This window comes from Alicyclobacillus sp. SP_1, assembly GCF_024706985.1.
Classification (GTDB): domain Bacteria; phylum Bacillota; class Bacilli; order Alicyclobacillales; family Alicyclobacillaceae; genus Alicyclobacillus_I.
The window spans coordinates 45,557-65,615 of record NZ_JAMCCX010000011.1 but is presented as its reverse complement, the minus strand read 5'-3'; the positions used below and the strand labels follow the sequence as shown (position 1 = coordinate 65,615).

Below are 20,059 nucleotides of genomic sequence, written 5' to 3'. Positions count from 1 at the left end.
GCCCCGCCTCTCCGGGCGTTCGCTCTGAAGTCTCGCAACATTCTTGGTCCACAATCATGATGAAGTAAGCTATAATGGACCGCAGGCTGTCTATCACCTGCTGCGATGTAACGAATACTAGGATATTAGTCTGTGGCGGAGGGACTACATTGGCGAATATGGAAACGGACACTCTATCCATCAGCGACATTCTCATTATTGGTGGCGGGCCCACTGGACTGTTTGCGGCGTTTTATTGTGGCATGCGCGATGTCTCCTGCAAAATTATTGACAGCTTGCCAGAGATAGGCGGACAATTGACGGCGCTTTATCCGGAAAAATTCATCTACGATGTACCAGGATTCCCGAAAATTCTAGCCCGTGATTTAGTAGATCAACTTCTTGAACAAGCTGTTTCGGCTCATCCGGACATCTGTTTGAATGAGCGAGTCGAGACATTAGTTCGACGAGAAGATGGAGTCTTTCAATTGGATACGGATAAGGGAGTGCATTTTGGCCGAGCAGTGATACTCTGTGGTGGCATTGGGGTATTCACGCCGCGCCCTCTGCCTGGCCGGAACTCCAATGATTTTGATGGCAGAGGAGTTTATTATTTTATCGACCATTTGGAAAAGTTCGAAAACAAACGAGTGCTGGTCGTGGGCGGTGGAGACACCGCGCTCGACTTTGCATTAATGTTGGAAAGTGTTCATGCGCAAGTGACGCTCATCCACAGACGTGACCAGTTCCGGGCCCACGAAGAGACGGTCAAGCAACTCGAGAACTCTTCCGTTCGCGTTCTCACATTCTGTGAGCTTGATGCGGTTCACGGTACCGATTGGGTAGAGTCGGTCGACATTGTGCACAATCGAACCAAGGATGTCATGGCACTCGAAGTAGACGCCGTGGTCAGTGGCCTCGGTTTTTCTGCTGCGCTCGGTCCCATTGCCAATTGGGGACTGGAGATTGACAAAAATGAAATTTTGGTCAATACACGCATGGAGACCAACATTCCTGGCGTCTATGCCGCTGGAGACATTGTCACGTATCCAGGCAAAGTCAAACTTATTGCCACCGGGTTTGGTGAAGCTCCGACTGCAGTCAATAACGCAAAAACGTTTATCGATCCAAAGGCAAAGTTGAGCCCTGGGCACAGCAGTAACCGCAAAGACGATGGTGGAACGAGCGGGAAGGAAGAATAAGATTGTCGACGATCCTCGATGGAAAGAAAGTGGCAAATCAGATTCAGGAAGAAATTCGTGAAGCCGTCCAACAGGCAGAGGAGCTCGGGAGAGCTTATGGTCTGACGGTCGTTATCGTCGGCAACGAACCGGCGTCCTTGAGTTACGTGCGCAGCAAAAAACGAGCAGCTGAGAAAGTAGGGATTCGTGGTGAGATTGTACAAGTTTCAAAAGACATCTCTCAAGAGGCGCTCATCGCGGTCATTCAAGAATTAAATCACGACTCGCGGGTGGATGGGATTTTAGTACAATTGCCCCTACCGTTGCACTTGAATGCGATAGAAATACTGTCGAGCATAGCCCCAGCCAAGGATGTCGACGGATTTCATCCGGAAAACGCTGGCCTCTGTTACTTGGGAAGTCCGCGAGTATGGCCGTGTACGCCGCTTGGGATTATGGAATTGCTGAGAAGGTACTCGATTGACCCAAGGAGCAAGCGGTCGGTCGTGGTCGGCCGCAGCAATATTGTCGGCAAACCGATGAGTTTGCTGTTGATGTCTGCAGGGTCTACCGTGACCACATGCCACAGACAGACAAAAAATTTGTCTGAGGTAACGAGACAGGCAGACATTTTAGTCGTGGCGGCTGGTTGTGCAGGTTTGATTGGAGGAGACGATGTTCAGCCGGGAGCAGTAGTGATTGATGTTGGCAACAACTATGTAAAAGACCGCTTGGTTGGAGATGTACGCTTCGCAGAGGTATCGGAAGTTGCTGCTTATATCACTCCCGTGCCTGGAGGCGTGGGGCCATTGACGGTGGCCATGCTACTGCAGAACACAGTCACGCTTGGGAAGAAGAGAGTGCAGTTAGGGGCGTCTTGAGTCAATGGAAAAACCCATTTATTCGGTAGCAGCGTTGAATCAGTTCATCAAAACGCGACTTGAATCGGACGAGCGCTTATCGCAGTGTCACGTATCTGGCGAAATATCAAATTTCAAACATCACAGTAGCGGGCACATGTATTTTACCTTGAAAGATGAAAGCAGTCGCCTCCGAGCGGTCATGTTTAGCAGTCGTAATCGAAATCTTCCTTTCCGTCCGGAAGATGGCATGAAAGTTGTATGCCGTGGATCCGTTGGCGTTTTTGAGCGAGATGGCCAGTATCAGTTGTACGTGGATGCCATGCAACCGGATGGACTAGGGGCTCTCTATGTTGCTTATGAACAATTAAAGAAAAAACTAACAGACGAGGGCTTGTTTGATGTCGCTCAAAAAAAATCTTTACCGCGCTTTCCAACTCGTATTGGCGTGGTCACTTCGCCGACTGGTGCCGTTTTGCGTGACATCTGTACGACACTTCAAAGGCGATATCCGTTGGCCAAAGTCTTCGTGGCGCCAGCCTTGGTCCAAGGTCCAGACGCTGCAGCGAGTTTAGTAGCCGGACTGAACCAACTGAAGAAAGTCCGTCCCGCCATCGATGTGATTGTCATTGGGCGAGGCGGTGGGTCACTCGAAGAACTGTGGCCCTTTAATGAAGAAATTGTGGTGCGTGCGGTAGCAGGGATGTCAATCCCAGTCATTTCGGCGGTGGGTCACGAGACGGACGTGACTCTTTGTGACTTTGCCGCAGACGTGCGTGCCGCAACTCCAACGGCGGCTGCCGAATTAGTCGCTCCTCATCAGGACGAGCTTTTTTCATGGATAAACGAATCGCTCGTGCGTGCGCACAACGCTTGGCGACAGCAAAGTTTGAGGCGGCGCGAGCGAATCGAGAACATCGATAAAAGGCCAGTCTTTCAACAGCCGACTCTTTTTGTCGATAAGCGGAGGCAGTCGCTGGATTTTCTGCAACAGCAATTACAGTCGAGTTCAATTCGACCGTTGCAGCTTTTGAAGCGACGTCTCGACGACTTTCATCAGCGCGTGCGAAAAATGAGCCCAGAACGCAGATTGAAGTTAAATCGAGAAAAAGTGAATCTTGTGAGCGCTATTTTATCTGAAAGCGTGCGCCGCAATTGGCACAATCGGGACGTGGCACTCGAGCGAAAGTCTGCGGCGTTGGTCGCTCTAAATCCTCTGTCCGTTCTGTCTCGAGGTTTTAGCGTTGTTTACTCTGGAGATGGACCAGACGAGAAAGTGGTTAGTTTAGTGGAGCAAGTCCATCCACAGGAAATTCTTCGCGTCCGCTTGTCGAATGGAGAAGTAAAGGTTCGCCACATTGAAGGTTCGCCACATTGAAGGAGGAAATGGCAGTGAGTGAAGAGCAGATGAGCTTTGAAGTGGCTATGAAGTCTCTGGAAGATGCGGTGCGACAATTAGAGTCCGGGGAACTCCCGCTGGCCGAATCCATTGTCCGTTATAAGACTGCGATGGATCTCGTGTTGTTTTGCCGCAGACAACTGGATGAGGCCGAGTTGCAAATTGAGCAATTGAGCGCCAAACTCGATGGAGGTTCAGGTTTACCAGAGTAGGGGGAGACGGTTTGATTCAGCGCGATATTGCTCGCTGGGCGAAAATGGTTGAAAAATATCTGGACGAACAAATACCGGTTTCGTCGACTCTTCACCAGTCGATGAAGTACAGCCTCTTATCCCCCGGAAAGCGGCTTCGCCCAGCTCTTATTCTGGCTACTGGTACGATGTTTGGCCAACATGAACAAAACTTGTTGCCGTTCGCGGCAGCTGTCGAATGTATCCATGCCTATTCTTTAATTCACGACGATTTGCCGTGTATGGACAACGACGACTTGCGAAGAGGACAACCCACGAATCACCGCATCTTCGGACAGGCCATCGCATTACTGGCTGGTGACGCGCTCCAAACATTGGCGTTCGAATTGATGACGCGGAAAACATCCGTGAGTGACTCCATTCAGATAAATGTGATTCGGACGTTAGCGGAGGCCGCCGGGATGCAGGGAATGGTCTTGGGTCAGACGGCAGATATGGAAGCGGAACAAAATCGCGAGGCGTCTCTGGAGGACCTGGAATTCATTCATTTGCACAAAACGGGAAAACTGTTACAGGCGTGCGTCGTGATTGGCGGACTGACGGCAGCGGTGTCTCCGTCAGACCACGAGCATTTGAGAGCGTTTGGCGGCCACTTGGGCATGGCATTCCAGATTGTCGACGATATCTTGGATGTTACGGGAGACACTGCTATCCTCGGCAAGACCGTTGGCTCAGATGAGGCGCACGGAAAGTTGACCTACCCGTCCTTGCTCGGATTGTCTGAAGCCAGAGCTCGATTGCACAGCGTCCAAGAAATGGCTTTCGAGGAATTGAGTGCCCTCTCAGTCGACAGCGACGTATTGCAGCAGATGCTGTCGATGGTGGTGAACCGTGATCGATAGAGACTTGGATGTTTTCGTGTGTTTTTGGAATCTGGAGGTCTCCTGAAGATCTTTGCAAATGCTGTGGTATACTAAGCGTACACGGAGGGTGGCGCAGTATTCTAGTCGGCCGCCCACTCTTGAAGGCGGGGCTAAAAATCCGCCAAAGGGCACATCGATGAAGTTCCTGGTGTTGGCTTGAGGCGCCCAGCCTTGGGCTGATGCTGGGAGTTAAGAAAGATGGGAGAGCCGCAATGGCATGTGGAACTCGACCCAGCTTTCGCGGAGGCCTAAGTGCGTGGCTCGCGTTTAATGGGGTTACGGCTTGGGGTATGAACCTGCATGCGGAGGCAATCTGTGTGCAGTGTAGCCTGCCTTGAGTGGTGCTGAAGGATCCTGGGGTACAAGCGGTCAACCTCGGCCAAGGTATGACTGCCCGTGCCAGGTGAAATCCGTTCTGCAAAAGAGGCTAGAGAGTGGTCCCGGCTGTCGCGGAAAACGCCTAGACTGTTCGCCATTGGCTTGGCGCTCTGAGGATTATAGTGTGGACTAAGTGGTAATCTAGTCTGATTGTCGGCGACGCAGTCAAGGAAGGCTGAAAGGGAAACCGCCTGTGCGGTGACGCGAAGGCGCCTTCTTGGGAAAACCAACTGGACCTAAGCCACAGCGTTTACTCAGAGTGCTGCCACCCGATTAAAGGCACGATTAGGAGAGGGCTCAATCTATGCGGAACAAGGCAAAGCGCACACCGATTCGATTTGCCTTGGTGATTGCGGCGATTACTCTTCCCATGAGTGCTGTGTTTGACACGTCGACGATTGCCTTAAATCGGGCAACGTGGTATGTCGGCTTGGTCAGTGTACTGTGTATCGTCATGGTTGGCGTAGCGTTCGATATGCTTGGTTTGGCCGCTGCCGCTGCGCGCGAGACACCGTTTCACGCGATGGCTTCGAAACGCGTATATGGCGCAAAGAAAGCCATACGAATTGTCCGCAATGCGGAGAAAGTGGCGAGCGTTTGTTCAGATGTGATTGGCGATATTGCTGGCGTTTTGAGTGGTGCAGGTGCACTCGCGGTGAGCGTGCAACTCGTCAAATCGATTGAATTGCACGGTTGGTACAAAGAGGCTATCGCCATTGTATTGACGGCTTTCATCACTTCCATCACCGTTGGTTCGAAAGCTATTGGAAAGACAGTTGCAATTCATTCTCCGACTCCTATTGTCCTGTTTGCCGCCCAAGTTTGGGAAACTGCGGCGACCTTATCGCGCAAAAGTGGAATCCGACGATTTCGCGACGAGCGGGGATGGAGGAAGCGTCGGAAGCGGGGTGTGTAGCAGGATGTTAGAACACATCAATAGCCCACAGGATTTAAAGAGCTTAGATGACGAGCAACTCAAGGAACTCTGCATCGAGATACGCCAATTCTTGGTGGACTCCGTTTCGAAGACTGGGGGACATTTTGGGGCGAATCTCGGCGTAGTCGAATTGACTGTCGCACTGCATCGTGTCTTTGACAGTCCCATCGATAAGCTCGTTTGGGATGTTGGTCATCAAGCTTATGTTCATAAAATTTTAACTGGCCGCCGTGAGCGTTTTTCTACTCTGCGCAAATTCAAAGGGATGGCGGGCTTTCCAAAGCGCGAGGAAAGTGTACATGACCAATTCGGAGTTGGCCATGCGAGTACTTCAATTTCTGCGGCTCTGGGCATGGCGATTGCCAGAGATGCAGAAGGTGGTAACCACCATGTTGTCTCCGTCATTGGAGATGGCGCTCTCACGGGCGGGATGGCGATGGAGGCGTTGAATCACGCTGGACACGTGGGTACCAACTTGCTCGTGATTTTGAATGATAACGAGATGTCCATCTCGGAGAATGTCGGAGCTCTGTCCAACTATTTAACCAAACTCCGAAGCGACCCTACATATTCCCGCGCAAAGGCGGAAATCGAGCAGTCCTTGCGCAGACTCCCCGCCATTGGGCCAAAACTTACACGCGCTCTAGAGCGGGTGAAAGACTCGGTACGCCATTTGGTCGTTCCCGGACATCTCTTTGAGGAATTCGGATTCAAATATTTAGGCCCGATTGATGGGCACGATTTAAACGCCGTCATGGACGTGCTTGAGGACGCAAAGCAAATGGAAGGCCCTGTTTTGTTGCACGTCATTACCGAAAAAGGAAAAGGGTACGCTTCAGCAGAGAATGCGCCAGATAAGTGGCATGCTTGGCCGAGCGCTGCTAAACCAGCCACTGCACCGTCTTACACGAGCGTGTTTAGCAAAACGCTCATCGAACTAGCCGAAGAGAATCCGAAAATTGTTGCGGTGACTGCGGCTATGCCAAGCGGTACAGGTTTGGATAAATTTGGGATTCGCTTTCCTGAACGGTTCTTTGACGTGGGCATCGCAGAGCAACACGCGACCACTTTGTGTGGTGGACTCGCAGCGAGTGGCATGCGACCAGTATTTGCAGTCTACTCGACATTTCTACAAAGAGCTTACGACCAACTGATTCACGACATCGCGATTCAAAAACTTCCGGTTGTTTTTGCAGTGGACCGTGCTGGTTTGGTTGGACCAGATGGTGAGACCCATCAGGGAGCGTTTGATGTATCGTATCTTCGAGCCATTCCTAACATGACGGTGATGATGCCGAAAGACGAAAACGAGTTGAGACGCATGCTGAAAACGGCTCTCGAGCAGCCCGGTCCGGTAGCCGTTCGCTTCCCGAGGGCAGATGGACTCGGCGTGGCGTTGCAGTCTCCGATTGAGTCGATTCCCATCGGAAAGTCTCAAGTGATTCGTGAAGGGCGAGACGGCGCAATTTTGGCTCTCGGTCCTATGGTTGAGTTGGCATCCCAAGCAGCGGAGCGCCTCTTTGCACAACACGGTCTCTCGATGAGTGTGGTGAATTTACGCTTCGTTAAGCCTTTAGACGTCGGGATGGTTCGCCATTTTGCATCGGCGCAGGTGCCCTTACTCACGCTGGAAGAAGCCGCGTTGGCTGGTGGTGTGGGAAGTGCTGTAGCAGAGTTTTTGGTGGATGAAGGATACGCGGTGCCTTTAACGAGAATGGGGTTGCCGGATCGGTTTGTGGAACATGGAAATCGCGCGGAGTTGCTACAGGACGTTGGCCTGACGGTGGATGCTGTCGTTGGTAGTATGCTCCAGATGGTCCGAAAATCGCCGGCAACGCGCTACATTACCGGGAGTTGAGGGATGATTGAGTCGAACGGATCGACAGCGTTTAGATGTATGGCTGTTTGAACAGGAGAAATTCCCGAGTAGAGAAGCTGCCCGTCGAGCGGTTATGGCTGGCTGGGTCTTTGTGAATGGGCGGGTTGCGGATAAACCTGGCCTTTCCATACGAGCTTTAGACGAGATTGACGTGCGCGGCTCCGCGCCGCCGTACGTCAGTCGTGGAGGACTCAAGTTAAATCATGCTCTGGAACAATTTCGTGTTCCCTGTGCTGGGCGCATCGCTTTGGATGTCGGTGCGTCAACGGGTGGATTTACGGACTGTCTGTTGCAACACGGATGCACAAGGGTCTTCGCTGTTGATGTTGGGTATGGTCAGCTCGCGTGGAGTATTCGCCAGGACGAACGGGTTGAAGTGATGGAGAGAACAAATTTTCGGCATGTCGATGCAGCGCGATTTGCGCCGAAGCCTGACTTGGTCGTGATGGATGTCTCCTTCATTTCAACCGTTTTGTTGTTTCCGAAAATTGCGGAGGTCGCGGCACCAGGAGCAGATGTCTTGTCTCTCATCAAGCCGCAGTTTGAAGCCGGGAGGGATTCCGTTGGAAAAGGCGGAATTGTGCGTGACCCGGAGGTTCATTTTAGGGTTCTCTTGGACATGCTGGAATATGTGCGACAAGCAGGTTGGTCGGTGTTGGGACTTGACGTATCGCCGGTGACGGGTGGGGACGGGAACATCGAATTTTTGGGGTGGTGGCGGCTTTCTGGAGAGGTCGACCGTGGGTTTGACGACCTATCGGTTCGGTCACTGGTTCAACGTGCTTGGAAAGAGCACCGGTTCCAGAACGTGCTTGAAAACTGAGGTCAGGCGACGTTCCTTGTCAACGAAGTGAGGTCGATGACAGTGGTGATTGGCTTTCTCGGAGTGATGGGAAGCACACTAGTCTTCTGGTACGTTGCTCGAAACATCCGACTGCGACGCACTTTACGTCTGGCGTGGAGCGGGATGGATGGGCATCGTACCGCAGCCCGCCGATTTCTGGAGGCACAGGGATATGAGTTAATTCGGCAAACGGAGACGGCTGGTTGGATTGGTTATGCGGATATGCAGTCTCATGAGGAAAAATTTTTTGTTGATTTTATTGTAAGGAAAGACGGAGCGTACTATGCTGTGAAAGTAATCTGTGCCGAGGGTGAATCTGAGTCTACAGCCCATACGTTGTTGGCAAATTGTTTTCCTCTGTATTCCTTGCTCGATGTGAAGGGCATTCTTGTAGTCAATCTGCATCGAGAGACGCTCCATATCCTCGACTACGACGTATTCATTCCAAAATTCGTGCGGTGGCGCAGACGATTTCGACTGTCTGGTGTTTTTGCAGTCGGTGTGATGATTGGAATGGTACTTTTAAATCATCATTAATCTTGTCTAGCGTGGGAAGGAGACAAGAGGTGCGAAAGGCAGTTCTATTGTTCAATCCGGATAAGCCGAAAGCCTGTGCAGTCTTAGGCCGCGTGCAGGAGCTTCTCCAAGCACATGGATTTGATGTTTCCAGTTATCGGGCAGATGCAGACGCTCTCTACAACGCAACGTGGGATGAAGCTGAGTTGCGAAGTGCTGAAGTGGTTGTGGTTTTGGGCGGGGACGGCACGTTACTTGCCGTCGCTCGACAGCTGGCTGTTTACCAAGTTCCTCTGCTCGGAATCAATGTAGGTCACATGGGCTTTCTGACAGAGTCTCATCCTGATGAATTGCAGGAAGCAATTCGCCGCCTTGCGGACAAAGATTACGTCTTGGAAACGCGCATTATGTTTGAAGCGGTTGTTCGTCGGAGCGGCAAGTTGTTGACTTCTTTCAGTGGACTGAACGATATCGGGATCGCCAAAGGTACTTTTGGTCGCATGGCTACCATTGACGTGTATGTGGACAGCGTATTTGTAGACACATATCGCGGAGACGGGGTGCTGGTTTCAACACCAACGGGATCGACCGCATATTCTCTGTCGTGTGGGGGCCCCATCGTCGCACCCCATTTAGAGATTTTGTTAGTCACGCCGATTTGTCCACATACCTTGTCCGCCCGACCCTTCGTGATTGACAGTCGGCAGCAAATTCGGCTCATGGTGCATGCTGCTCACAAAGAAATTGGTCTCACGGTAGACGGTCAAGTAGGCTTTAATCTGGAACCCGAAGATGAAGTCCTGATTCGTCGCGCTCCACAAAGTACGACCCTAGTTAAATGGAGAGACCGCGAATTTTTTTCGGTGCTGCGTAAAAAGTTGAGAAATCCTAAGGATGATGCGGCAAGTCAAGAGGTGTGAAAACATGTTGGTCGAGTTGACCGTAGAACATATCGGCTTAATGGAGCGCGTGGAGTGGGTCATTGGTTCTAGACTTTCCGTCATCACCGGAGAGACGGGTGCCGGAAAGTCCGTATTGCTGGACTCGATTGGCTTTTTATTAGGCGAGCGCTTTTCTCCAGAAATGATTCAAACTGGCTACGATGAAGGTTTGGTCGAGGGAACGTTCCACTTGCCCGTCATGCCGGTTCTTCTTTCCTCGAAGTTGACTGAGTGGGGTATTGAAGTCGAGGCTGATCTCATCCTACATAGAAGGGTATCGAGAAATGGGCGGTCTATCTGCAAGCTCAATGGTCGGTCCGTGAACGTCCGAATGTTGCGGGAAATTGGCAGTTTGTTAGTCCAGCAGCACAGTCAGCACGAGCAACATGGTCTGCTGCAGCCAAGCGTTCAAATGCTCTTGTTGGACAGTTACGGTCACTTAGAAGACTTGGTAAATCGCGTTCGAAATTGCTATACAGAATGGCAGGAAGCCGATGAATTGGTCACATCCTTACATACCAGTAGTCGTGAGCGTCTCATGAAAATGGACATGCTTGCGTTTCAGCGTGATGAAATTGACCAAGCCGCACTCTCGGTCGGGGAAGACGATGCGTTACGTTTGGAGAGAAAACGGCTGCAGGCAGCAGACAAAATTCGCCATGCCTTTGATGAAGCGATGGTTGGTTTAGACGGAGGCACTGACTCGGGTGGAATTGTCGCCGAGTTGGCGCACGCCGAAACGACATTGTCCTCCGTGTGCGAATTTCATCCAGAATTGAATGAAGTCGTGGCGCTGTTGAATACGGCGCGTGTCCATGCAGAAGAGGCGGAAGTGACCTTGCAAAAGTTCGGAAGAACCCTGGAATTTCAGCCGGAGAGATTCCAAGAGGTCGAAGATAGACTCGCCGTGATACGTTCCTTGTTGAGGAAATACGGAAGCACTATCGAAGAGGTACTAGCCTATCGGGAACGTATCGTCGCCGAATTGGATGTCTTCAGCAATTTGGAGGATCGCATGGAGGAGGCTCAAAGACGCGCCTCTGAGCGCAAGCAAGCACTTCTTGAAGCGGCTGCACACTTGACGGAAGAAAGAAAGAAGATTGCCCATAAGCTGTCTGCCGAGACCGTTCGCGTCTTAAAGCAGTTGGACATGGACCACGCTGATTTTCAAGTACACTTTGTGCCCCGGGAGATAAGCCCCATGGGTGCGGAGCAGATTGAATATATTTTCACATCCAATGTTGGAGAAGAACTGCGACCGTTGGCGAAAACTGCTTCGGGAGGCGAGTTGTCAAGGACTTTGTTGGCACTCAAAGTGGTATTAGCCGAAGTCGATGAAGTCGATACACTGATTTTTGACGAGATTGATACTGGTGTAAGCGGGGTTGCGGCCCAGCGGATTGCCGAACAATTACGCATACTTTCTGAACATCGTCAGGTACTGTGTGTCACGCATTCAGCGCAGATTGCTGCTTCTGGACACGACCACTACATAGTCCGCAAAGAAGTCTTAGAAAACTCCATGCGGTCCACGGTGCAGTATCTGCATGAGACGGAGCGCATTGACGAAGTGGCACGTCTCTTAGGTTCGTCTGTGGCGGATTCCACAGCGCTAGAACACGCTCGAGCCCTTTTGAAAAGTTATTGTCAACTTTAGCGGCTGATTGCCGTGGCAGGCTCATTTTGAACGTCATATTGCCGGCTTCGTCGGGTACCTTAAGACCACGCAAAAGACGTGGAGGTGTCTGTCGAAGGGAGATGCTGCAATGTGTAGGTGGCTCAAGAAATGGGCGTACCTTGTTGCGCTGAGTTCATCTGTTGGAATTGGCAGTTCATTGTGGGCAAGCAGCTTACATGGCCTGGCTGTGCCCATGCACGGCCACGGTCAAGAGACAAACGCAGCATTACCTGTTCAATATAGTTCTGAATGGCTTCCTCACCATGTCGACGATAGTGCTTCCAGTACTCATCATCCACTGCTAGGTGTTCAGAGCATGTCATGGGAGTCCATGTTTTCTTCTGGGTGGTTGACGCATTTCATCGCTTCTGGAAATCGCCATGTGCATCCAGCAGATGCCGCGCCCCGTCAATACGTTCATATTGGTGGACAGTCGGTAGGCATTCGCCTGCAAGCAGATGGCGCTATGGTCGTAGGCTTTCAATCCCTCGGAGACGTTCCCTCACCCGCGAAGTCGTCGTCGATTCGGATCGGGGACATGATTGTTGGTATCAACGGTCACAAAATTCATTCGGCAGCAGACTTGGCATTACGCGTGGCGCACGCGACCCATGCGGTTCAAATTCAAGTTGACAGCCTCGGACGAGAAAAAATGTTGACCGTCAGACCCAAACTTGACGATCACGGCATATCTCATTTGGGACTGTATGTGCGAGACCGTGCTTCTGGTGTGGGGACTTTGACTTACTTCAATCCGACGACGCACCGATTCGGCGCTTTAGGTCATGTTGTGACGGACCTAGATACCGGACAACCCATCCACGGGCGGGGTTTCGTATATCCTGCGCACATTGTCAGTATTATTCGGGGACAGTCCGGAGAACCGGGCGAAAAGAGAGGACAGTTTTCCTCGCGAGGACGCCCGATGGGAGACATTGATAGCAACAATGATTTTGGAGTCTTTGGCAACGATGATGTTGACAGTGAGACTGGCCCGTTGATGCCCGTCGCTAAGCCTTCCGAAGTGCATGTTGGACCTGCCATCGTGTTTACAGTGTTGCATCAGCAGCGAGTGGAGTCGTTTCGGGTCAATATTGAGAGATTGGGTGACATTCGGCGGATCGAACCCAAGAGCTTTGTCATTCGCGTGGCAGATGCACGACTGTTAAAACAGGCAGGTGGCATCGTTCAAGGAATGAGCGGCAGCCCCATTGTCCAGGACGGGCGTTTGGTAGGAGCCGTGACGCATGTCTTTGTGTCCGATCCGACGCGAGGCTACGGAGTGTTTGCAGAATGGATGTTGGCAACAGACAAGAGCCATCCTGGGATGCGACTCGAGCATCGTACGGCACACGTCCATCGCTGACGACGTACGAGCGAATCGACGGAAGTGTGTCGAAATATGTCGAATAGCCTATGAACACGGCGAAAAGTATTGCATAGTATTTGGCAGGACTCCCCCCCGATTTGTCGAAAATGATTCACAGTGAATGCAGGGGGGTTTTCTGGTGGTCTTAGATGTGTTAATTGCGGATGACAACAAGGAATTTGCGGATGTGTTGGCGGAATTTATCTCAGCACAAGGCGATATGAATGTTTCTGGTGTCGCCTACAACGGTACGGAAGTGTTGGAACTGGTGCGCGAAAGAGTTCCCGATGTCATTGTGTTGGACATCATCATGCCTGTTTTAGATGGAATTGGGACTCTGGAACGACTGACTGAGATGTGCTCAAAGCTGCCTAAAGTTGTCATGCTCACGGCATTCGGTCAAGAACATGTCACTCGCCGTGCCGCAGAATTGGGTGTGTCCTATTTCATCTTAAAGCCGTTTGATATGTCGACGCTGGCCGAACGAATTCGGCAAATTGTCTATTCCTCGAATGCCCCAGTTGCGGCGACTTCTTCAAACAATCTGGCCTTATATTCAATGTCATCACAGGTGCCGGGAAGAAAAACGGTCGATGCACAAATTACGCAAATCATTCACGAAATTGGAGTTCCCGCGCACATTAAAGGGTATCATTATTTGCGCGAAGCTATCGGCATTGTGTTTCAGGATGTTGAAATTTTGGGCTCCATTACAAAGGTATTGTATCCGCGCATTGCGGAACGTTATAAGACAACGCCAAGCCGCGTGGAACGCGCCATTCGGCATTCCATTGAGGTTGCTTGGGGAAGAGGAAACATGGATGCCATTCGCACCATGTTTGGGTATACCGTGAGCGCCTCGAAAACAAAACCAACGAATTCTGAGTTTATCGCAATGATTGCAGACAAACTTCGAATGGAGCACAGAGTCGGTTAAATACGCCCTTATACGGGTAACACATGCTGGAGAGCGCAGAGGGTCAAGAAGACTGTAGCACGTAAATCGTCAAATCGCGTCGGCCAAAGTCGATGGCCTCCGTATAAGTGCTCACACAGATGTCAATTCGGTCACCGACAATGTCGCCGCCCGTGTCCGCAGCCACAAGCGTTCCAAAACCCGGGACGTAAACTCGGGACCCCAGAGGAATCACGGAGGGGTCAACGGCAATGACTCCAGGCTCTGCAGGTACTCCTGTCGCCGTGGTTCCTCCTGCCACATAGGCAGTGGCCAGAACCGAAATCGCTTCGGAATGTTCAAGCGGGGTCTCTGAACGAGAAGTCAGAGAGCGAGCGGTTGGCACATTGGTTGTGACGGACTTTATCCGTGTTTGTTTTTGTCCGACAAGAGTGATTTCCGGAATAGCTGGGATAACATGGACGGTCTCGCGAGTTGCGATTCGTTTGCCGGACAGATATACGATTTTCATCGACGTGATCTTTTGCCCCGGGCGACCTTTTTGAATCACCTTAATTTGCCCGGCTGGCATGGACACGGTAGGGCGTTGAATGCGCGGATAGGGTACATTTTTGCGAAGCAAAAAAGTCTCTACATGTTCTTCTGGATGGCTTGGCCCGTTGGAAATTCCGTAAACTGGGTGTGACTCGAGCTGGCTCCTAGCCCCGGATGGCCGATTTGCTCGCCGTTGGTGTCGGTGATAAGACACTTTCATGGTTAGATTTCGGGGGTGGGATGGGTCGGCTCTGTAGGGATTCATCGCGTGAATGGTCTGGACAGACTCAAGCAGATTGATTTGAGAAAAAACCAGCCGTTGGCCGAATGTTACCGGCGGCAACGGAGCCAGGTAGTCTGCGGTAAACGCAACGAGCGCCGCAGATGCCAATAACGGAGCTGTTTTTTGAGTACGCAAAGACTCACCCCTATCCTCTTTCTCATCCTCCAAATGTGTCCATGCAACTAAAATATGGAATTTTCATGAAAGAGAAGTGTCATGTCTTAATGCTCTGTATGTAAGCCCCCAACCGATTATTCTCCCAAAACTGCCACTAGCGTCACGCTCGTATGACGGAGTACACTCATGAATGGAGTCTTGCTCAAGGCGACTTGCAGGGAAGTGCTTGTTTGCCGTCAGGTGGTCTTTTGCAATCGATGATAAAGGAGAAAATCTTTATGCATCAAAGAGGGATGGTCTTGTTGCTTCTATTCGTGACGCTCGTTTGGGGAGCGACCTTCACGCTGACGAAGTCTGCCTTGCCTTACATATCACCTTTTGCGTTCTTGGCGGTTCGGTTTACAATGGCTGCTGTTTTACTGACGTTTCCAGTAGTACTCCAAAAATCGGCCAGAGCTGGTCTGACGCGTCGCAACGTGCTTGTGGGATTGGGCGTTGGTGTCGTTTTGTACCTGGGATATGCATTTCAGACTTTTGGCTTGGAGACAACATCCGCCGCGACCAGCGCTTTTTTAACGGGATTGTCCGTGGTGTTAGTTCCCATGTTGTCGCTTTTGTTGCGCCGTGCAAAAAAACCCGGTATGCGCCTATGGGGTGGTTCTCTATTCGCCCTCCTGGGACTGTTCTTACTGTGTGGGACACAGTTGTTCGGACTCAATGTTGGCGTTTGGTATGGATTGGCTTGTGCACTGTTCATGGCACTCCAGGTTCTCTTGATTGACCGATTTTCTCCCGACATACACCCGCTGACTTTGGCGTGGCTTGAGATTGGTGTGATGGCGCTGTTATCCTTTTTTTCGACGGAAGTTATTTCGGGAAATCATACGTGGTCTACAATTCCCTTCAGTCAACCACAGGTCATGATAGCGCTCTTAGTTAACGGGGTATTGGCTACAGCGTTTGCTTATTACATTCAAAATATCGGCCAACGAGCCATATCGGCATCGCAAATAGCTATTATTTTTACTATGGAACCAGTATTTGCTGCCGTGTTGTCCTGGTGGTGGGCTCATCAACGAATGTCCCTCGATGCTATGCTGGGCGCGGCGTTCATCCTTCTTGGTATGTGGTTTAGTGACTCCTCGATTCGCCTAAAATACCCCCGCAAGAACAATTATTCGTAAAATAATATAGTACGACTGTCAGAAATTGATTCGTTACAATTCACGGGTTTCATGATACTGTTCTAGCACGCCACTTCAGCCGAATCGTCTATGTTATAGATGTACGGGGGATTTTTGTTGCTGAGCGAAGCACTTGGCAAAGTTCAGCACTTGGGGTGAATTTGGTTCTTACCAAACAGGCGTTCTCGACCGCCTGAACCCGACAACTAACCTCGGAGGCAAACTGTGAGAGGGAGACGTGTTTAATCCATATGTTGAAGCGAAAACTTTCCGTTGCTATCGCCTCTGCATCCGCCGTTTTGCTGACCGGAGTCGTCACAGCTCAGGCAGCTACTTTGTCGACCGTGACCGTTCAATCCGGGCAGACTTTCTGGACTATCTCGCAGCAATATGGCGTGAGTCTGAATGCGCTCGAAGCAGCAAATCCTCAGGTACCTGCACTGGACATCTTGGTTGGCACGCAATTGAAACTCCCGAGCGCGACTGTAAACAATTTACCTGTCATGAACTCGATGGAGGCCAGTGTGTCTTCCCCTTATGATACCAGTGCGAATCTCTATTGGATGGCTCACCTCATTTCTGCTGAAGCACAGGGAACCAGTATGAGTGCGCAAATTGCGGTTGGCGACGTTGTTCTCCATCGACTTGAGAGTTTCGGATATGGAAGTAATGTGTATGACGTTGTCTTTCAACAAAGTGATGGATATGCTCAGTTCTCTTGTACGACAAACGGGTTCATTTATAATACCCCCGTTTCCTCTGCCTATACCGCCGCCGAGGATGTATTGGCGAAGCAGGTCGATCTCGTCCCTGGAGCGATGGTCTTCTTCAACCCGGCGCAAACGCCGTCAGGAAGTTGGGTATGGTCTCAGCCTCGAACGAACGAAATTGGTCCATTCATCTTCGCGAAGTGACATGACGTTGGCACAAGTTCGTTGACCGTAGTCATAGGGTTGCCATGAGAGGACTCCACTCCTGAGAGGATGATGACTTTGCGTTTCAAGCGATTGTCGCGATTTGGAAGTGCCGCAGCTATCTGCTTATTGGGTGTGCCTGGTGTGGGCACGGTTGCCGAAGCGGCTACGAATCCACTTTCCGTCCAGACCATTCACGGATATGTCGACTTTCATACTGCAGCCAGTCTTCAGTCGCCGCTCTACGGACGTTTGTTGCTGGGAGAAGACGCTCCGCTTGTCAGCAAAGTCAATCGCTATTGGTATGAGGTGGAATGGCAGCACCACACTCTCTATATCACGACGAATCCACACTTCACGCATTTAGTGGAGACTCAATCGAGCGCGCCGAGCACGAATGAAGTACCGAGCAAACATGCTCAAGCGGTCACTCATCCGACTCACGCTCATGCACAAGGGAGTAGTTTGGGAAATGGCACCACGTTATCGGCAACCGAACAACACGAGGCTGAGAAAGTCATTCAAGTAGCTAAAACTCAGTTGGGCGTACCCTATTGGTGGGGCCATCAGGTGCCAGGTGTCGGGTTTGATTGCTCTAATTTTACGGCGTGGGTCTATCGAACAGCGTTGGGAATCTCATTTTCCGGGTCGTCCGTCTATCAACGCTATCACGTGGGAACCCCAGTACCGCTATCAGACCTTCAAATGGGCGATTTGCTCTTCTTCCGCACATCCACCAATGCCACTGGCGGAGGGCACGTGGGTATTTATGCGGGTCACGGCATGGTCATTGAAGAAGGCGGCGGATATCGGAAGGTCGTCGAAGTTCCGTTGGCCACGACTTGGATGGGACGAGCCCTGGTTTTTGCTCGACAAGTCATACAATAGCGTGGACGCGGCGCGTTGTGACTCCATATGCGACAAGTAGCAACGAAATACGGTCGACGGAGCACCTTGAGTGACACCAACACTCAGGGTGCCTGTCTGTTCGACTGGACCGAATTCTGTCTATTTTGCATAGCCCAGAGGACCGTTATCTAGAGAACCAATTTAGACCAAGATTCATCAGTGTGCCTCCGAAAATCGCCATAGCGAAAGAAAAGACCGCTCGAAGTATGGTGAATCGAACCCCAAGAAAAGGAAACTCTGCAGGTACGCGGGGCAAAGAGACCAACTGCCAGGAAGTGAGAAACGCGAACACCGCCCCAGGGGACGCATCGGCCCCCAACAGTCCTGCAGCTAACGGATATACGGCCCAGCGAGATCCCGTTCCAACAAGTCCAAACAACGCACCGGTGACAATACCCATGAAGCCACTCTGTGGCCCTAAATATCGTGCGATGACGTGCGTGTCCAGTATTTGTGAGATTAAGCCTGCAGCGAGCATGGACACAATAATCCAGGGCGCTGCCTGCATGAGCATGGAGGCCGTCGACGCGATGCCCTCTTGTGCTGTGTGTGGTCGATAAATGCTATAACCGATGTAAGCCGCTGTGGTGACGGCGGCAACGCCGACGAGTACTTTGTCCATACAGACAGCAACTCCTTTCAGGCAATCGACTGACGCAGTTGATCGACGAGAGTCTTCCACGTGGATGGTGCAGACAGGGGAAGAGACCAGACGGCTACTCCGGCCAATCCGTCATTGTTCACCATTTGGAGTTTTGTCTGTAACGTCTTTTTTGAAGCAAACCAGACCTGCTCATAACCGCTGGCCACGGGATAGCGAGCATACATCAGACCTAGGGACGAGTCATAAGACGCTTTTGCGTGATGTGCAGTTAGGATATTCGGAACCATGTCGAGTGCGACGGCTTCACTCGTGATATATCCTTGTGGATGCATATGCCAAAAACGCGTGTAAAACGGTACGCCGAGAACTAATTTATCGGCAGGTACCCCGGTGTCCAATAAGTCTTGAACGGACTGCCGAACCCAAGGCAGCGATGCCACAGGACCGGCAACTGAATCCCCGCCCCAGTGCTCGTCGTAGGCCATGAGAATGAGTTGATGACAGTTTGCGGCCAGACCAGCATGAAAATATGCTGAGTTGTCGACAAGCGGCACAATGTCGGGGGTCACGTCTACGGACAGGTCGGCATGGATTGAGGTCAATGTTCGGTCGAGTTTACCTACAAACGATGTGTAAGCTGCCTGGTCAGCGCTGTCCATGTTTTCGAAATCCAAATTAATGCCATTCAGTCGGTCTTCAACGACAAGCGTCTTCAATTGTTTTATAAAGTGATTCTCAGCGGCGGACGACGAGAGAAACCGGGATGTCAAGTTGGAACGAAATTGGTTGGTGATGAGAACCCAAACTTGCACATGATGCTGATGAGCGAACCGAACGACACTGTTTTGAATTCGGCCTGTGATATCTCCCCGACTCGACCCGAGTTCCAGCCACGTTGGAGAGACCACATTCATACCGGGATTATCCAGAATCAATTGGTCACTTTCTGCGGCGGACTCTTGCGGCATCCAACCAAGGGCAATTTTGTGCGAGCTCGGTTGCCACTGGAAAATTGAGCTTAGGAGACTGGATTGGGAGCCATCTTGGGGTAAACGCCGAGCATTGGCGCTGGGTAATTGATATTCTAGCAATCGCCAAGGATGTATGAACGGCAAGTGGAGCGTCTCGGCAACCCATTGCAGTGGACTGTGCCTGGGCCCAGTTGAGCCTGGGTCGGTCGTCGCAGACAGAGCAATTTGAGAGACGCCGGCTAACTCGTTTAGCTCAATATCCGACAGACTCGTTGACTTCCAACCACTCCAAGCTGCTGAATCAGACTGGCCAAAGACCAAATCCATTCCCAATCGCGTCAATCCGACGAAGCAAGCGAGGCAAAACGTCCACAAGACTATTTTCTTTTTCAGACCATTCCATCCGGTATGTCGCATCGGTCCAAATCCTCACTTCCGAACAGGCTGTTCACGTCTTTGTGAGACACTGTCAGTCTATGAATCCTAGTGGACGTTTAGAAGTATTGTAGAATATAAGTTTGCCGATACAGCCGGAGCACAGTATGATGAAGA

Annotated in this window: 19 protein-coding genes and 1 riboswitch; of the genes, 16 read left to right on the top strand and 3 right to left on the bottom strand. The window is 51.2% G+C overall.

Annotation, left to right across the window (positions count from 1 at the left end; all coding sequences use genetic code 11):
* Positions 1–158 precede the first annotated feature (158 nt).
* The 13 genes from M4I36_RS02295 (at position 159) to spo0A (ending at position 14,012) form a co-directional block, all read left to right on the top strand.
* Positions 159–1,181, top strand: coding sequence for an NAD(P)/FAD-dependent oxidoreductase (locus tag M4I36_RS02295; protein WP_258110075.1), 1,023 nt, complete (start codon positions 159–161; stop codon positions 1,179–1,181).
* A gap of 2 nt (positions 1,182–1,183) precedes the next feature.
* Positions 1,184–2,041 carry a bifunctional methylenetetrahydrofolate dehydrogenase/methenyltetrahydrofolate cyclohydrolase FolD gene (gene folD / locus M4I36_RS02290; RefSeq protein ID WP_258110030.1) on the top strand — a complete coding sequence of 286 codons (858 nt, stop codon included), beginning with the start codon at positions 1,184–1,186 and terminating at the stop codon, positions 2,039–2,041.
* A gap of 4 nt (positions 2,042–2,045) precedes the next feature.
* Positions 2,046–3,398 (top strand): exodeoxyribonuclease VII large subunit, encoded by a 1,353-nt coding sequence (gene xseA / locus M4I36_RS02285; RefSeq protein WP_258110029.1) that lies wholly within the window; start codon positions 2,046–2,048, stop codon positions 3,396–3,398.
* A 14-nt stretch (positions 3,399–3,412) separates the two neighbouring features.
* Positions 3,413–3,631 (top strand): exodeoxyribonuclease VII small subunit, encoded by a 219-nt coding sequence (gene xseB / locus M4I36_RS02280; RefSeq protein WP_258110027.1) that lies wholly within the window; start codon positions 3,413–3,415, stop codon positions 3,629–3,631.
* Between the two features lie 11 nt (positions 3,632–3,642).
* Positions 3,643–4,512, top strand: coding sequence for a polyprenyl synthetase family protein (locus M4I36_RS02275; RefSeq protein WP_258110026.1), 870 nt, complete (start codon positions 3,643–3,645; stop codon positions 4,510–4,512).
* 703 nt (positions 4,513–5,215) lie between these two features.
* Positions 5,216–5,827: a hypothetical protein gene (locus tag M4I36_RS02270; protein WP_258110025.1), complete on the top strand. Its 612-nt coding sequence runs from the start codon at positions 5,216–5,218 to the stop codon at positions 5,825–5,827.
* A 4-nt stretch (positions 5,828–5,831) separates the two neighbouring features.
* Positions 5,832–7,706 carry a 1-deoxy-D-xylulose-5-phosphate synthase gene (gene dxs / locus M4I36_RS02265; protein ID WP_258110024.1) on the top strand — a complete coding sequence of 625 codons (1,875 nt, stop codon included), beginning with the start codon at positions 5,832–5,834 and terminating at the stop codon, positions 7,704–7,706.
* 7 nt (positions 7,707–7,713) lie between these two features.
* Positions 7,714–8,550 (top strand): TlyA family RNA methyltransferase, encoded by an 837-nt coding sequence (locus tag M4I36_RS02260; protein WP_258110022.1) that lies wholly within the window; start codon positions 7,714–7,716, stop codon positions 8,548–8,550.
* Positions 8,551–8,586: 36 nt separating this feature from the next.
* Positions 8,587–9,108, top strand: a complete 522-nt coding sequence (locus M4I36_RS02255; protein ID WP_258110020.1) for a hypothetical protein — start codon at positions 8,587–8,589, stop codon at positions 9,106–9,108.
* A gap of 29 nt (positions 9,109–9,137) precedes the next feature.
* Positions 9,138–10,007, top strand: coding sequence for an NAD(+)/NADH kinase (locus M4I36_RS02250; protein WP_258110018.1), 870 nt, complete (start codon positions 9,138–9,140; stop codon positions 10,005–10,007).
* Between the two features lie 4 nt (positions 10,008–10,011).
* Positions 10,012–11,685 (top strand): DNA repair protein RecN, encoded by a 1,674-nt coding sequence (recN, locus tag M4I36_RS02245; RefSeq protein WP_258110016.1) that lies wholly within the window; start codon positions 10,012–10,014, stop codon positions 11,683–11,685.
* A gap of 109 nt (positions 11,686–11,794) precedes the next feature.
* A complete protein-coding gene (gene spoIVB / locus M4I36_RS02240; RefSeq protein ID WP_258110014.1) occupies positions 11,795–13,072 on the top strand; it encodes a SpoIVB peptidase in 1,278 nt (425 codons plus the stop codon).
* Positions 13,073–13,196: 124 nt separating this feature from the next.
* Entirely contained in the window at positions 13,197–14,012 is an 816-nt protein-coding gene (spo0A, locus tag M4I36_RS02235; protein WP_374985221.1) for a sporulation transcription factor Spo0A, read from the top strand.
* Positions 14,013–14,055: 43 nt separating this feature from the next.
* Here spo0A and M4I36_RS02230 read toward each other — a convergent pair whose 3' ends face one another.
* On the bottom strand, positions 14,056–14,943 hold the full coding sequence (locus M4I36_RS02230; protein ID WP_258110013.1) for a G5 and 3D domain-containing protein: 888 nt from the start codon (positions 14,941–14,943) through the stop codon (positions 14,056–14,058).
* Between the two features lie 260 nt (positions 14,944–15,203).
* Between M4I36_RS02230 and M4I36_RS02225 the strand changes: the two genes are divergently transcribed.
* The 3 genes from M4I36_RS02225 (at position 15,204) to M4I36_RS02215 (ending at position 17,911) form a co-directional block, all read left to right on the top strand.
* The gene (locus tag M4I36_RS02225) at positions 15,204–16,109 is read left to right on the top strand and encodes a DMT family transporter (protein ID WP_258110012.1); all 906 of its coding nucleotides are present in this window, start codon (positions 15,204–15,206) and stop codon (positions 16,107–16,109) included.
* A 67-nt stretch (positions 16,110–16,176) separates the two neighbouring features.
* Positions 16,177–16,346: riboswitch (cyclic di-AMP (ydaO/yuaA leader) on the top strand.
* A gap of 14 nt (positions 16,347–16,360) precedes the next feature.
* Positions 16,361–17,023 carry a cell wall hydrolase gene (locus M4I36_RS02220; protein ID WP_258110010.1) on the top strand — a complete coding sequence of 221 codons (663 nt, stop codon included), beginning with the start codon at positions 16,361–16,363 and terminating at the stop codon, positions 17,021–17,023.
* Between the two features lie 69 nt (positions 17,024–17,092).
* Positions 17,093–17,911, top strand: a complete 819-nt coding sequence (locus M4I36_RS02215; protein ID WP_258110009.1) for a C40 family peptidase — start codon at positions 17,093–17,095, stop codon at positions 17,909–17,911.
* Between the two features lie 145 nt (positions 17,912–18,056).
* On the opposite strand, the gene M4I36_RS02210 is transcribed toward M4I36_RS02215, so the two are convergent.
* Positions 18,057–18,554: a permease gene (locus M4I36_RS02210; RefSeq protein ID WP_258110007.1), complete on the bottom strand. Its 498-nt coding sequence runs from the start codon at positions 18,552–18,554 to the stop codon at positions 18,057–18,059.
* 17 nt (positions 18,555–18,571) lie between these two features.
* Positions 18,572–19,924, bottom strand: coding sequence for a glycosyl hydrolase family 18 protein (locus tag M4I36_RS02205; protein ID WP_258110006.1), 1,353 nt, complete (start codon positions 19,922–19,924; stop codon positions 18,572–18,574).
* Positions 19,925–20,059: the final 135 nt, after the last annotated feature.

Coding starts and splice junctions, on each gene's coding strand:
- M4I36_RS02295 (WP_258110075.1), top strand. CDS start 159: ATGGAAACGGACACTCTATCCATCAGCGACATTCTCATTATTGGTGGC.
- xseA (WP_258110029.1), top strand. CDS start 2,046: ATGGAAAAACCCATTTATTCGGTAGCAGCGTTGAATCAGTTCATCAAA.
- M4I36_RS02270 (WP_258110025.1), top strand. CDS start 5,216: ATGCGGAACAAGGCAAAGCGCACACCGATTCGATTTGCCTTGGTGATT.
- dxs (WP_258110024.1), top strand. CDS start 5,832: ATGTTAGAACACATCAATAGCCCACAGGATTTAAAGAGCTTAGATGAC.
- M4I36_RS02255 (WP_258110020.1), top strand. CDS start 8,587: ATGACAGTGGTGATTGGCTTTCTCGGAGTGATGGGAAGCACACTAGTC.
- recN (WP_258110016.1), top strand. CDS start 10,012: ATGTTGGTCGAGTTGACCGTAGAACATATCGGCTTAATGGAGCGCGTG.
- spoIVB (WP_258110014.1), top strand. CDS start 11,795: ATGTGTAGGTGGCTCAAGAAATGGGCGTACCTTGTTGCGCTGAGTTCA.
- spo0A (WP_374985221.1), top strand. CDS start 13,197: ATGCAGGGGGGTTTTCTGGTGGTCTTAGATGTGTTAATTGCGGATGAC.
- M4I36_RS02225 (WP_258110012.1), top strand. CDS start 15,204: ATGCATCAAAGAGGGATGGTCTTGTTGCTTCTATTCGTGACGCTCGTT.
- M4I36_RS02220 (WP_258110010.1), top strand. CDS start 16,361: ATGTTGAAGCGAAAACTTTCCGTTGCTATCGCCTCTGCATCCGCCGTT.
- M4I36_RS02215 (WP_258110009.1), top strand. CDS start 17,093: ATGATGACTTTGCGTTTCAAGCGATTGTCGCGATTTGGAAGTGCCGCA.
- M4I36_RS02210 (WP_258110007.1), bottom strand. CDS start 18,554: ATGGACAAAGTACTCGTCGGCGTTGCCGCCGTCACCACAGCGGCTTAC.
- M4I36_RS02205 (WP_258110006.1), bottom strand. CDS start 19,924: ATGCGACATACCGGATGGAATGGTCTGAAAAAGAAAATAGTCTTGTGG.